At 67.6% G+C, this 12,959-nt stretch carries 10 protein-coding genes and 1 tRNA gene; 8 read left to right on the plus strand and 3 right to left on the minus strand.

Features of this window, described 5'->3' with window-relative positions; genetic code table 11:
• Positions 1–24: 24 nt before the first annotated feature.
• Together ACT6XY_RS03475 and ppx are read left to right on the plus strand one after the other, a co-directional pair.
• Entirely contained in the window at positions 25–2,322 is a 2,298-nt protein-coding gene (locus tag ACT6XY_RS03475) for an RNA degradosome polyphosphate kinase (RefSeq protein WP_444746940.1), read from the plus strand.
• Positions 2,255–3,835: an exopolyphosphatase gene (gene ppx / locus ACT6XY_RS03480; protein WP_444746941.1), complete on the plus strand. Its 1,581-nt coding sequence runs from the start codon at positions 2,255–2,257 to the stop codon at positions 3,833–3,835. Before ACT6XY_RS03475 ends, ppx begins: the two co-directional genes overlap by 68 nt.
• On the opposite strand, the gene ACT6XY_RS03485 is transcribed toward ppx, so the two are convergent.
• Positions 3,825–4,262 carry a winged helix-turn-helix transcriptional regulator gene (locus tag ACT6XY_RS03485; RefSeq protein ID WP_444746942.1) on the minus strand — a complete coding sequence of 146 codons (438 nt, stop codon included), beginning with the start codon at positions 4,260–4,262 and terminating at the stop codon, positions 3,825–3,827. The two genes, ppx and ACT6XY_RS03485, sit on opposite strands and share 11 nt — an antisense overlap.
• Before the next feature lie 128 nt (positions 4,263–4,390).
• Here ACT6XY_RS03485 and ACT6XY_RS03490 point away from each other — a divergent pair, with 128 nt between their 5' ends.
• From ACT6XY_RS03490 to ACT6XY_RS03510, 5 genes are all read left to right on the plus strand, one after another.
• A complete protein-coding gene (locus tag ACT6XY_RS03490) occupies positions 4,391–4,957 on the plus strand; it encodes an NADPH-dependent FMN reductase (RefSeq protein ID WP_444746943.1) in 567 nt (188 codons plus the stop codon).
• 156 nt (positions 4,958–5,113) lie between these two features.
• On the plus strand, positions 5,114–7,135 hold the full coding sequence (locus ACT6XY_RS03495; protein WP_444746944.1) for an acetyl-CoA carboxylase biotin carboxylase subunit: 2,022 nt from the start codon (positions 5,114–5,116) through the stop codon (positions 7,133–7,135).
• An 84-nt stretch (positions 7,136–7,219) separates the two neighbouring features.
• Positions 7,220–7,304: transfer RNA gene (locus ACT6XY_RS03500), tRNA-Leu, on the plus strand.
• A 395-nt stretch (positions 7,305–7,699) separates the two neighbouring features.
• Positions 7,700–7,840 carry a hypothetical protein gene (locus ACT6XY_RS03505; RefSeq protein WP_180267844.1) on the plus strand — a complete coding sequence of 47 codons (141 nt, stop codon included), beginning with the start codon at positions 7,700–7,702 and terminating at the stop codon, positions 7,838–7,840.
• A gap of 127 nt (positions 7,841–7,967) precedes the next feature.
• Positions 7,968–8,852, plus strand: coding sequence for a hypothetical protein (locus ACT6XY_RS03510; protein ID WP_444746945.1), 885 nt, complete (start codon positions 7,968–7,970; stop codon positions 8,850–8,852).
• A gap of 76 nt (positions 8,853–8,928) precedes the next feature.
• On the opposite strand, the gene ACT6XY_RS03515 is transcribed toward ACT6XY_RS03510, so the two are convergent.
• Positions 8,929–10,443: a tripartite tricarboxylate transporter permease gene (locus ACT6XY_RS03515; RefSeq protein ID WP_444746946.1), complete on the minus strand. Its 1,515-nt coding sequence runs from the start codon at positions 10,441–10,443 to the stop codon at positions 8,929–8,931.
• Position 10,444: 1 nt separating this feature from the next.
• Positions 10,445–10,888 (minus strand): tripartite tricarboxylate transporter TctB family protein, encoded by a 444-nt coding sequence (locus tag ACT6XY_RS03520; RefSeq protein WP_444746947.1) that lies wholly within the window; start codon positions 10,886–10,888, stop codon positions 10,445–10,447.
• 467 nt (positions 10,889–11,355) lie between these two features.
• Between ACT6XY_RS03520 and ACT6XY_RS03525 the strand changes: the two genes are divergently transcribed.
• Positions 11,356–12,948: an ABC transporter substrate-binding protein gene (locus tag ACT6XY_RS03525; protein WP_444746948.1), complete on the plus strand. Its 1,593-nt coding sequence runs from the start codon at positions 11,356–11,358 to the stop codon at positions 12,946–12,948.
• Positions 12,949–12,959: the final 11 nt, after the last annotated feature.

Genomic DNA, 12,959 nt, shown 5'->3' on the forward strand with positions numbered 1-12,959 from the left:
ACAGTCCCGTCATGATGGCGGGTGATGGGTGGCGCAGTTCACCGCGGGGCTCCAATGACGGCTGGCGACACCAAGAAGGATGCAACGGCCCGCGTGGCCGCCGAGGTCAAGGGTTTTGGCCGCAGCCAGGCCCAGGCGGCGGCGTCGGCGGTGCGCGAGGTGGCGCAGGAGGTGGCCAAGAGCGACCTGCGCGACAAGCCGGAGCGCTTCATCAACCGCGAGCTGTCCTGGCTGCAGTTCAACCGCCGGGTCATGGAGGAAGCCTCCAACCGCAATCATCCGCTGCTCGAACAGCTTCGCTTCCTGTCCATCTCGGCCAACAACCTCGACGAGTTCTTCATGGTGCGCGTGGCGGGTCTGCGCGGGCAGGTGCTGCAGGGCGTCGGAACCGTCTCGCCGGATGGGCTGACCCCGGTAGAGCAGCTGGCGAAGATCTCCGAGGCGGTAGCGAGCCTTGCCTCCGACCAGCAGAAGCGCTGGCGGGAGCTGCGCGAGGAGGTGCTGCACGAGGGCATCGTGCTCGTCGATGCACCGGACGTGACCAAGGCAGAGCGCGCCTGGCTCGAGGACCATTTCCTCGGCCACGTCTTCCCCGTGCTCACGCCGCTCGCCATCGACCCGGCCCATCCCTTCCCGTTCATTCCCAACCTCGGCTTCACCGTGGCCCTCGCCCTGCAGCGCATGGCCGACGGGCGGCCGATGCGGGCGCTGATCCGCGTGCCGGCGAAGATCGACCGCTTCATCAAGCTGCCGGACCTCGCCGAGACCGGCGCGCGCCGCTTCGTCACGCTCGAGCAGACGGTGGGCCTCTTCATCAACCGGCTTTTCCCCGGCTACGATGTGAAGGGACAGGGCGCCTTCCGCATCATCCGCGACAGCGATCTCGAGATCGAGGAAGAGGCCGAGGACCTCGTCCGCCATTTCGAATCGGCTTTGAAGCGGCGCCGGCGCGGCTCGGTGATCCGGCTCGAGGCGGAGGCCTCCATGCCCGACGACCTGCGGCACTTCATCGCCGGCGCGCTCGGCGTGGTCGATGACGAGATCTTCCGCGTCGAGGGCGTGCTGGCGCTGAACGAACTCTCCCAGCTCGTCTCGCTGGAACGGCCGGACCTGAAGTTCGTGCCCTATGCGCCGCGCTATCCCGAACGCATCCGCGACCAGGGCGGCGACTGTTTCGCGGCGATCCGCCAGAAGGACCTGGTGGTCCACCACCCCTACGAGAGCTTCGACGTGGTGGTGCAGTTCCTCAATCAGGCGGCGCGCGACCCCAACGTCGTCGCCATCAAGCAGACGCTCTATCGCACCTCGTCGGACTCGCCCATCGTCAAGGCGCTGGCGGAGGCGGCCGAGGCCGGGAAGTCCGTCACGGCGCTGGTCGAGCTCAAGGCCCGCTTCGACGAGGAGGCCAACATCCGCTGGGCCCGCGACCTCGAGCGGGCCGGCGTGCAGGTGGTCTTCGGCTTCATCGAGCTGAAGACCCACGCCAAGTTGTCCATGGTGATCCGCCGCGAGGGCGAGAACCTCGTGACCTACTGCCATGTCGGTACCGGCAACTATCACCCGATCACGGCGCGCATCTATACGGACCTGTCCTACTTCACCGACGATCCGGTGATCGGCCGCGACGTCGCCCGTATCTTCAACTTCATCACCGGCTATGCCGAGCCGCAGGAGCTGGAGGCCATGGCGATCTCGCCCCTGAGCCTCAAGAAGAAGCTCCTGGAGCACATCGCCGAGGAGATCGCCTTCGCCAAGGCCGGCAAGCCTGCCGCCATCTGGCTGAAGATGAACTCGCTCGTGGACCCGATGATCATCGACGCGCTCTACGACGCCAGTCAGGCTGGCGTGCGGGTCGATCTCGTCGTGCGCGGCATCTGCTGCCTGCGGCCGGGCGTCCCCGGCCTCTCCGACAACATCCACGCCAAGTCCATCGTCGGACGCTTCCTCGAACATAGCCGCATCTATGCCTTCGGCGGCGGCCATGGGCTGCCGCACGCCAAGGCCAAGGTCTACATCTCCTCGGCCGACCTGATGCCGCGCAACCTCGACAGGCGCGTCGAAGTGCTCTGTCCGCTGGTCAATCCGACGGTCCACGAGCAGGTTCTCGACCAGATCATGATCGCCAACCTCAAGGACAACGAGCAGAGCTGGCGTCTCTTGCCCGACGGGACCTCGGAGCGTATCAAGCCCGCCAAGGGCGAAGAGGCCTTCAACGCCCACAAATACTTCATGACCAATCCGAGTCTGTCCGGACGTGGAAAATCGCTCAAAGAATCGTCTCCCCGCCGCTTCGCCAGCAGGGCCGAGCGGGCTGCCGAGTGACGTTTTCGAGATCGCCCCCGGACGGCTCCAGCTCGGGCCGACCATCGGCGTCATCGACATCGGATCGAACTCCGTCCGCCTCGTCGTCTACGAGGCGCTGACGCGCTCGCCGACGCCGATCTTCAACGAGAAGACGCTGTGCGGCCTCGGCCGCAACGTGCAGACCTCCGGACGGCTCGCGGACGATGCGGTGGCGCGGGCGCTTGCCTCCATCCGCCGCTTCCGGGCGCTGTGCACCCAGCTCAGGGTGGGAGAGCTGCACATCCTGGCCACCGCGGCCGTGCGCGACGCCAAGAACGGTCCCGACTTCGTCGCGGCCTGCGAGGCGATCTGCGGCGTGCCGCTGCAGCTCCTGTCGGGGCGCGAGGAGGCGGCCTTCGCCGCGCTCGGTGTCGCCTCCGGCATGTACCAGCCGAACGGCATCGTCGGCGATCTCGGTGGCGGCTCCCTCGAACTGGTCGACGTCAGGGGCGGGGCCATCGGCACGGGTGTGACGCTGCCGCTCGGCGGCCTCGCGCTGCAGGACACGTCGGGCCAGTCGGTGAAGAAGGCCGAGCGCATCGCCGCCAAGCTCGTCGGCAAGGTCGATCTCCTCAAGAAGGGCAGGGGCCAGACTTTCTATGCGGTCGGCGGCACCTGGCGCTCGCTCGCCAAGCTGCACATGGCCCAGCGCGGCTATCCGCTCAACGTCATGCATGGCTATGCGCTGACGGGGAAGGAAATCGCCGACTTCTGCTATCTCGTCAGCCGCCAGCCGACCGATTCCATCTCGCGCATCGACGTGGTGGCCGAGAGCCGCCGGCCGCTGCTGGCCTACGGTGCCCTCGTGCTGGAGGCGGTGGTGCGCGCCGCGCGGATCGAGCGGGTGGTGATCTCCGTCACGGGCGTGCGCGAGGGACTGCTCTATTCGCTCCTGCCGCCGGAGGAACAGGCCGCCGATCCCTTGATCGCGGCGGCGCGCGAGCTCTGCCTGCTGCGCTCCCGCTCTCCCCGCCACGGCGAGGAGCTGATCGCCTGGACCGACCGGTTCATGCAGGTCACGCATCTGGAGGAGAGCGCCGAGGAGCAGCGCCTGCGCCACGCCGCCTGCCTCCTCGCCGATATCGGCTGGCGCGCCCATCCCGATTATCGCGGCGAGCAGAGCCTCAACATCATCGCCCACGCCAATTTCGTCGGTGTCGACCATCCCGGCCGCGCCTATCTGGCGCTGGCGAGCTTCTACCGTCACGAGGGCCTGCTCGACGAGTTCATGTCCCCGCGCATCCGCGAACTCGTCGGGGTGAGGCTGCTCGACCGCGCCCGCATCCTCGGCGCGGCGATGCGTGTCGCCTATCTCGTCTCGGCGGCCATGCCCGGCGCGCTGCCGCGCGCGCCGCTGCGCGTCGAGGACCGGCGGCTCGTGCTGACGCTCGCAGGTGATCTCTCAGGACTCGCGGGAGACCGGCTGTCCAACCGGCTGCGCACCCTCGGACGCCTCGTCGGCCGCGACACCGAGCTGCGCGTCATCCCTTGAAGGCCGGAGCCGGCGCCCCTGTGGCGAGGGCAGGCGGAGCGGCGGCATCGGCGACGCCATGGAGCCGGTCGAACCGCGCCCGTGCGGCGTCCATCTCCTCGCGGTGGGCGAAGGCCCAGTTGCCGAGCGCCTCGATCGGCACCATCAGCGAGCGGCCGAGGGGCGTGAGGTCGTATTCCACCCGCGGCGGGATGGTGGGATAGACCGTCCGCGTCACCAGTCCGTCGCGCTCCAGTGCCCGCAGGGTCAGGGTCAGCATGCGCTGCGAGATGGTGCCGATCTCGCGCCGGAGTTCGTTGAAGCGGCGGGGGCCCTTTCGGCCGAGCAGGCGGACGACCAGCACCACCCACTTGTCGCCGATGCGGGCGAGGACCGGCTTCACCGCAGCGCAATCTTCAGGCCCGTCGTGGCTGTCGGTCACATCCATGTTCCCTCGTTCCTCCGCTGTGCCTTCTTGCGCGATGCAGCATAAGTTACCAGACTATCCTCGGTTACAAAGAGTAACCACGAAATTGGTTCGCGGGAGCCCGATGCGGCCCCGCTGAGGAGAACAGAATGAGCCTCACGCTCCACACGATCGTCACCAGCACCCGGCCGGGACGCGTCGGTCCGCAACTCGGCACGTGGTTCAACGACGTCGCCAATGCCCACGGCGGCTTCAAGTCCGACCTCGTCGATCTCGCCAGCTTCGACCTGCCGGTCTTCGACGAGCCGAACCATCCGCGCATGGCGAAATACGAGAAGGACCACACCAAGGCCTGGGCCGCGAGCGTCAAGGCCGCCGACGCCTTCGTCTTCGTCACGCCGGAGTACAACTACGGCGTCTCGCCGGCGCTCTACAACGCGCTGACCTTCCTCGCCAACGAGTGGGCCTACAAGCCGGTCGGCTTCGTCGCCTATGGCGGTGTCTCGGGCGGCCTGCGCGCCGTCCAGCAGATCAAGCCGACGCTGACCACGCTGAAGATGATGCCGATCCCGCAGGCGGTGGCCGTGCCCGGCTTCGGCTCCTTCCTCGGCCCGGACGCCAAGTTCACGCCGAACGATCTCATGGCCACCAGCGCCAAGGAGGTCCTCGACGAGCTGGTGAAGTGGGCGGGAGCCCTGAAGCCGCTGCGCGGCTGAGGGTCGCGTTTCCGGCAGGCGATTTGCATGGGACAAGACGATCGGGCCGACAAAGCCGGATCGTCATCCCATTAGCTGAGTGGACGGACGGGCGGGCTTGGCTCTAGAACCCGTCCGATCTGCTCCACTTTGCGTGCTGCCTGAAAGACTTCCCGCATGTTCAAGAAGATCCTGATCGCCAACCGCGGCGAGATCGCCTGCCGCGTGATCAAGACCGCGCGGCGGATGGGCATCAAGACGGTCGCCGTCTATTCGGACGCCGACCGCGACGCCATGCATGTGGAGATGGCGGACGAGGCCGTCCATATCGGCCCGCCGGCGGCGGCAGAGAGCTATCTCGTCATCGACAAGATCATCGCGGCCGCCAAGCAGACCGGCGCCGAGGCGATCCATCCGGGCTACGGCTTCCTGTCCGAGCGCGAGGCCTTCGCCCAGGCGCTGAAGGACAACGGCATCGTCTTCATCGGCCCCAATCCGCGCGCCATCGCCGCCATGGGCGACAAGATCGAATCGAAGAAGGCGGCCGCGGCCGCCAAGGTCTCGACGGTACCGGGCTTCCTCGGGGTGATCGAGGATGCGGCGCACGCCACCCGCATCGCCGACGAGATCGGCTATCCCGTGATGATCAAGGCCTCGGCCGGCGGCGGCGGCAAGGGCATGCGCATCGCCAATTCCGCGTCTGAGGTGGCCGAGGGCTTCACGCTGGCCAAGTCCGAGGCGAAGTCCTCGTTCGGCGACGACCGCGTCTTCGTCGAGAAGTTCATCGTCAATCCGCGCCACATCGAAATCCAGGTGCTGGGCGACAAGCACGGCAACGTCATCTATCTCGGCGAGCGCGAGTGCTCGATCCAGCGCCGCAACCAGAAGGTCATCGAGGAGGCGCCGTCGCCCCTGCTGGACGAGGCGACCCGCCGCGCCATGGGCGAGCAGGCCGTGGCGCTGGCCAAGGCGGTGGACTACGATTCGGCCGGCACGGTGGAATTCGTCGCGGGGCAGGACAAGTCCTTCTACTTCCTCGAGATGAATACCCGCCTGCAGGTGGAGCATCCGGTGACCGAGATGATCACCGGCATCGACCTCGTGGAGCAGATGATCCGCGTGGCCTACGGCGAGAAGCTCGCCCTCACCCAGGACCAGGTGAAGCTGAAGGGCTGGGCGGTGGAGAGCCGCATCTATGCCGAGGATCCGTACCGCAACTTCCTGCCCTCCATCGGACGGCTCGTGACCTACCGGCCCCCGGCCGAGGGCCCTGCGGGCGAGGCCATGGTGCGCAACGACACCGGTGTCTTCGAGGGCGGCGAGATCTCGCTCTACTACGACCCGATGATCGCCAAGCTGGTCACCTGGGCTCCGACCCGCGAGAAGGCCATCGCGGCGCAGGCCGACGCCCTCGACGCCTTTGCCATCGAGGGCATCCAGCACAACATCCCCTTCCTCTCCGCGCTGATGCAGCATCCGCGCTGGCAGTCGGGGACGCTGTCCACCGGCTTCATCGCCGAGGAATATCCGGAAGGGTTCAAGGCTCGCGCGCCGGAAGGGGAGGCGGCCGGCGTCATGGCGGCGGTGGCGGCCTTCATCGACCACGTGCTGAACACCCGCAAGCGGCAGATTTCCGGCCAGATGCGCCAGGGTCACCGCGTCGCCTTCGACCGCGACCGGGTCGTGCTGATGGCCGGGACGCGCCATGACGTCGAGGTCATCGATGAGGGCGGCAAGATCGCGGTGCGAATCTTCGACGGGGCAGGCGGGGCCGAGCTCAAGACCCACACGGTCGCCTCGTCCTGGACGCCGGGCCAGCCTGTGCTCGCCGGCCAGGTCGACGGCCGTCCGGTGAACCTCCTGGTGCGGACCGTGCCGAACGGCGTCGCGCTCGCCTATCGCGGGATCGCCACCACCGCCCACGTCTACACCCGGCGCGAGGCCGAGCTCGCCGCCCTGATGCCTGTGAAGGTCGCCGCCGACACGGGCAAGAAGCTCACCTGCCCGATGCCGGGCCTGGTCAAGTCGATCGCCGTCTCCGTCGGCCAGGAGGTCAAGGCGGGCGAGGCGCTCTGCGTGGTCGAGGCCATGAAGATGGAGAACGTGCTGCGCGCCGAGCGCGACGGGAAGGTCAAGTCCATCGCCGCCAAGGCGGGCGACAGCCTGGCCGTGGACGCGGTCATCATGGAGTTCGAATGAGGTTGTCGACAGAGCGTTCTTTGTGCCTTGCAGGCACCGAAACGCTCTGCTAGACAGCGCGCCTCGCCGGAGAAATCCGGCGTTGCGGTCGTGGCGGAACTGGTAGACGCGCTACCTTGAGGTGGTAGTTCTTAACCGAGTGGAGGTTCGAGTCCTCTCGACCGCACCATAATCCCTTCGGGGGTTTATCCGGGACTGATATCCCCGCACCTTTCCCGAGGTGCGGGGATCGGTTTTTCTGGGGGCCGCAATCGCGCCCCGCCTTCCGCCCCATCGATCGCCGCGACGTCCGAGGGCTCCGCCCGAATGACGCTCTCCCGTTCGACAGCCTGATCCGCCGGTCTCGTCGCCCTCCTCGCCGCGCGCCGGGCGGCCCTTCCGCTCCCATCCCATTGCTCCGAGGCCGCCGCGATCCCGCGGCCGGACGTCGTCCGTGGATGCGTTCCGGCCCGTCGATCCGGCTGCGCCGTAACCAGCTGCGCGCGGGTCGGGGAACTTGACGTGCCAGCCAGCCGTTCAATCCGCAGCCGACACGCGCGTCGGCTCTCAGCAAGGGGGACCTCAATGTCTGACGGTAGCGGAATTCTCGGTGTCCTGGTCGGCGCCATGCTCGTGATCTTCGTGGGCGCCGCCGTTCTGGCAGGGACGGGCCGGCTCGGCGGAGGCGGCCAGACCTTCACCATCAAGGTTCCGGACGGCCGCTGAGGCGGACGCAATGCTCACGGAACTGCAAACAATCAGGAGAACAACATGAACGGCATCATCTATCTGGTCGGGCTCGTCGTCGTGGTCATGGCGGTACTGTCGCTCATCGGACTTCGGTGAGGGCGCCATGGCAACGCTCACCCCTGCCTCCACGGCGTCCCGCATTGCGTCCGTCGACTGGGCGCCGGTCTTCGCTGGCGCCATCGGCGCCGCCGCCCTCAGCCTCGTCTTCATCGCCTTCGGCGCTGCGATCGGCCTGACCCTGACCTCGCCCTGGCCGGGTTCCGGCCTTTCCCTCGTGGCGACCGGCGTCTTCATCATGTACTGGACCGCCCTGGTGCAGATCCTGAGTTTCGCCCTCGGCGGCTATATCGCGGGGCGTCTGCGTCCGGCAGCCGCTGACGTCGGCACGGACGAGCGCCAGTTTCGCGACGGCGCCCACGGTTTCCTCGTCTGGAGCGTCGGCATCATCATGATGGCGCTCGTCACGGCCTTCGGCGGCGGCGTCGCGGCGCGCTCGGCGAGCACCGTCGCGGCCGGCGCAGCGACGGCGGTCGGTGCGGCGGGCCAGAACGGGATGGGCCCTGCCACCTATGCGACCGACCTGCTGCTGCGCCCTGCGGCGACGCCGGCTGCAGGCGCGGCGGCGGCTACCCCGGCTGACCCGGCGGTCCGCCAGGAGATCTCCCGGCTGTTTTCGTCCATCGCCACCAGCCGGGAACTGACGGTCCGCGACCGCGACTATCTCGCCACCATCGTCGAGAGGCGGGCCGGCCTGCCGGCTGCGGAGGCCCGTCAGCGGGTGACGGAGGCCGTAACCGAGCTGCGCACGCTCGAGGTGCGCGCCCGGGAGCAGGCGGACCGCGCCCGCAAGGCCAGCGTCCTCACCGCCTTCACGGTGGCCGCGACCTTCCTGATCGGTCTGGCCGCGGCCTGTGCGGGCGCCGCCTTCGGCGGTCGTCATCGCGACGAGAACACGCCCTTCTCGATGTTCGGTCGCACCGTCTGGTAAGCGCGCGACCGCGTAAAAAAGGGCCCCGGCGGACGATAAGTCCTCCGGGGCCTTGTTGCGTGCCGGTTCGGCTGGATCAGACCGCCGCCTCCGGTTCCGGCCGAGGCCGCCGGAAGGCCTGCCGCGCCGTCGTGTAGAAGGTCCAGGCGAGCAGCAGCGCACAGAGCGCCAGCAGCGTCGCGCTGATCGGCCTGTCGAAGAGGCTGAGATAGTCGCCGCGGGCCATCAGCATGGCGCGCCGGAAGTTCTCCTCGATCATCGGCCCCAGCACGAAGCCGATCAGGAGCGGCGCCGGTTCGAAGCCGAGCACCCGCATCGTGTAGCCGATCACGCCGAAGGCGAGAGCCAGATAGACGTCGAAGACGTTGTTGTTGACGCTGTAGACGCCGATGCAGATGAGCACGAGGATGGCCGGGTAGAGCAGGTGGTAGGGCACGGTGAGGATGCGCACCCACAGCCCGATCAACGGCACGTTGAGGATCACCAGCAGCACGTTGCCGATCCAGAAGCTGGCGACGAGACCCCAGAACAACTGCGGCTGGCTCGTCATCAGCATGGGTCCGGGGGTGATCCCGTGGATCATCAGCGCGCCGAGCATCAGCGCCATGGTGGCGGCGCCGGGAATGCCCATGGTGAGGGTGGGGATGAAGGCTGTCTGGGCGGCGGCGTTGTTGGCCGATTCCGGACCCATGATGCCCTCGATGGCCCCTTTGCCGAAGCGTTCGGGCGTGCGTGAGACCTTCTTCTCGACCGCGTAGCTCATGAAGGCGGCGATCGTCTGGCCGGTGCCGGGAAGCGTGCCGAAGAAGGAGCCGATGGTCGCACCGCGCGCCATGGGGAGAATGGAGCGCTTCAGCTCGCCGGGCCTCGGCAGCATGGAGCGGAAGGTGATGACCTTCGGCGGTTGGCGCTGGCTTCCGCGGATCGAGGCGATGATCTCCGAGATGCCGAAGAGGCCCATGGCGAGGGCGATGATGCTGACCCCGTCGAACAGGTTGTGGAAGCCCATGGTGAAGCGGTCCGCGCCGGTCTCGAGGTCGGCGCCGATGCAGCCGATCAGGACGCCGAGCACCACCATGACGATGCCCTTGATCGGCGTGCCCTGGCTGATGGCGCTCGCCGCCAGCAGTCCGAAGAGCATGACCGCGAAGTAGTCCGCCGCGCCGAAGGCCAGCGCCACCTGCGAGAGCAGGGGCGCAAAGCCCATGAGCAGCACGATGCCGACGCTGCCGCCGACGAAGGAGGCGACGGTCGTCATGAACAGCGCCTCGCCGGCGCGGCCCTGCTGCGCCATCGGATAGCCGTCGAGGCAGGTGACCGCCGCCGAGGGGGTGCCGGGGAGGTTGAGCAGGATAGAGGCGATGGAGCCGCCGTACTCGGCGCCGTAATAGACCCCCGCCAGCATCACCAGGGCGGCGGTCGGTGACAGGTAGAACGTCACCGGGAGGATCATCGAGACGGCGGCGAGGGCGCCGATCCCCGGCAGGACCCCGATGAAGGTGCCGAGGAAGACGCCGAGGAAGCAGTAGGCGAGGTTCTCGGGTGAGAAGGCGGTCTGGAAGCCCAGCGCCATGTTGGACAGCAGATCCATGTCAGTACCACTTGATGGGCTGCATGGGCATGCCGAGCAGCGAGATGAAGAGGACGTAGGCCGCCACGCAGAGGCCGGCCGCCAACAGGAGGGTCGGCAGGATGCGTGACCTCCGGTCTGCCAGGGACGCGATCACCACGGTGGAGACGATCGCCGGCATGAGGCCGAGGAAATCCATGACGATGCCGAACGAGAGGATGGACGCGCAGACGCTCACGAGGGGACGCCAGGAGACCTCGGGAACATCCCCCGGGCGAAAGAGCGACGAGCCCGCGATGATCAGGGACAGCGCAATCAGCGCCCCGGCGGCGAGCATCGGGTAGTATCCCGGTCCCATCGCCGTGCTGGTTCCGACATGCATCTGCAGAGAGCGGAAGAGGAACCACGCCCCGAGCGTGAAGAGCAGGCCGCCTCCGATGAGGTCGCGAAGATCAATGCGCAGCACGTGGAGGTCCTCCCGTCTGTTGGTCGTATTTGATTGTGCGCTGAATGCGGGATGGACGTTCAACGATCCCAGCCCGCCGCATTCATAGGCAACATGGCCGTGCATCGGCAAGCAACGACGAGGAGTCGCGCGCGGCTGGTGAGCCGGATCTGTATGGGTATTGGCTTCTTTCTGAGCAATTTGCTGACGTCCGCGCCGCGAGAGCGGTGCCCGGATGCATCATCTGAAACTTCAACTGGCCTCTTCGGTCGGGCGCGACCCGTCGCCACAGCTGAACCCGTCCGGGCTGCGCTCCACATCTCCCGTATCGCTCATCGATAGTGCTGTGCCGTTCCGTGCCGGCTGTCTTGCCAACTTCGCATGTCTGGCTATGGGCCAAGTTTCATAGGCTCCGTCAGGGAAGGTGGCGCCGTCGTCGGGGTGCGCCCACCTCGTGCCGCACACCCGACCGACCGAGGGAGCTTTCCATGCGCATCACCCGTCGCCAGGGCCTTGCCGCAGCCGCCGCGATCCTCGCCGCGCCGCGGGTCGGCTTCGCCCAGGGCCAGGCCAGGCCCCTGCGCTTCGTCGTCAATGTCGGCCTGCAGAACCTCGACCCGATCTCCTCGCCGTCCTTTGTGACGCGCAATTTCGGCTACATGGTCTTCGACACGCTCGTCTCGCTGGACGGCAAGGGCGAATACAAGCCGCAGATGCTGGAGGGCTGGGACGTCAGCGCCGACCGGCTGACCTGGAAGTTCAAGCTGCGCGGCGGCCTGACGTTCCACGACGGCCAGAAGGTCACCTCCGAGGACGTCATCGCCTCGCTGAAGCGCTGGGGCGGCCGCGATTCGATCGGGCGCCGGCTGATGGCGGCGACCGCCGAGCTCACCGCCGATGGTCCCGATGCCTTCACCCTGAAGCTGTCGCGCCCCTTCGGCGGCGTCATCGACGCGCTCGGAAAGCCCTCCGTCCACGTGCCGATGATCATGCCGGCGCGCATCGCCTCGGCGACGCCGCCCACCCAGCAGGTCTCCGAGATCGTCGGCTCCGGCCCCTACGTCTTCCAGCGGAGCGAGTGGATCCCGGGCGACCGGGCGACCTTCCGCAAGTTCGACAAGTACGTGCCCCGCAGCGAGCCGGCCGACGGCCTCGCCGGCGGCAAGATCGCCAAGATCGACCGGGTGGAGATGCTGACCATGCCGGACATCGCGCTGCGCTATGCGGCGCTGACGCGCGGCGAGGTCGACTATCTCGAATATGCCCCCGTGGACCTCATCCCGCGGATGCGGCGCGACCGCAACCTCGTCTTCGCCCAGGCGAGCGGCCGCGCCAACCTCATGTATGCGGTGTCGATCAACCATTTCCAGGCGCCGATGGACAACGTCTTGGTGCGCCGGGCGATCCAGCAGTGCCTTGACCGCGCGGAGGTGCTGGGCGGCGCCGGCTTCGGCGGCGAGCTCGGCAAGCCCGACTGCACGTCCATGTTCATGTGCGGCGCCCCGTACGAGAACAAGGGCGGCAGCGATATGATCGCCAATCCCAGCATCGACAAGGCGAAGGCGCTGCTGGCCGAGGCGGGCTACAAGAACGAAAAGATCGTCGTGCTGCACCCGTTGGACAGCCCGCTGCTGAACCCGTTCGGCGCCGTGCTGATCGACCGGATGAAGCGCGCCGGCTTCAACGTCGACGTGCAGGGCCTGGAATGGTCGGCCATCGCCCAGCGCTGGGTGCAGAAGAACCCGCTCGACCAGGGCGGCTGGAGCGTCATCCCGGTTGTTTATACCGGCTTCGACATGTCCGACCCGCTGTCCAACCTCGGCGTCGGATTCAACTGCACCGGCAACCAGCCCTGGGGCTATTGCGAGCAGCCCATGGTGCCGGTGCTGCAGCAGTTCGAGGCGGAGAGCGATCCGGCGAAGCGCAAGGCGCTGGCCGAGCAGATCCAGAAGATCGCCATCGAGGCGGCGACCTTCCCGATCGCCGGCCAGTTCCAGAGCCCGGCCGTCTGGCGCGCCGAACTCTCGGGGGTGATCGACTTCGGCTTCCCCGTGATGTGGAACATCGAGCGCAAGGCCTGACGGAACACGGG

Source organism: Phreatobacter sp. (assembly GCF_052440005.1).
Classification (GTDB): Bacteria; Pseudomonadota; Alphaproteobacteria; order Rhizobiales; family Phreatobacteraceae; genus Phreatobacter.

What these genes read in the sequence shown, in the direction of transcription:
- ACT6XY_RS03475 (WP_444746940.1), top strand. Translation starts at nt 25, where the DNA reads ATGGGTGGCGCAGTTCACCGCGGGGCTCCAATGACGGCTGGCGACACC.
- ACT6XY_RS03485 (WP_444746942.1), bottom strand. Translation starts at nt 4,262, where the DNA reads ATGGATGTGACCGACAGCCACGACGGGCCTGAAGATTGCGCTGCGGTG.
- ACT6XY_RS03490 (WP_444746943.1), top strand. Translation starts at nt 4,391, where the DNA reads ATGAGCCTCACGCTCCACACGATCGTCACCAGCACCCGGCCGGGACGC.
- ACT6XY_RS03495 (WP_444746944.1), top strand. Translation starts at nt 5,114, where the DNA reads ATGTTCAAGAAGATCCTGATCGCCAACCGCGGCGAGATCGCCTGCCGC.
- ACT6XY_RS03505 (WP_180267844.1), top strand. Translation starts at nt 7,700, where the DNA reads ATGTCTGACGGTAGCGGAATTCTCGGTGTCCTGGTCGGCGCCATGCTC.
- ACT6XY_RS03510 (WP_444746945.1), top strand. Translation starts at nt 7,968, where the DNA reads ATGGCAACGCTCACCCCTGCCTCCACGGCGTCCCGCATTGCGTCCGTC.
- ACT6XY_RS03515 (WP_444746946.1), bottom strand. Translation starts at nt 10,443, where the DNA reads ATGGATCTGCTGTCCAACATGGCGCTGGGCTTCCAGACCGCCTTCTCA.
- ACT6XY_RS03525 (WP_444746948.1), top strand. Translation starts at nt 11,356, where the DNA reads ATGCGCATCACCCGTCGCCAGGGCCTTGCCGCAGCCGCCGCGATCCTC.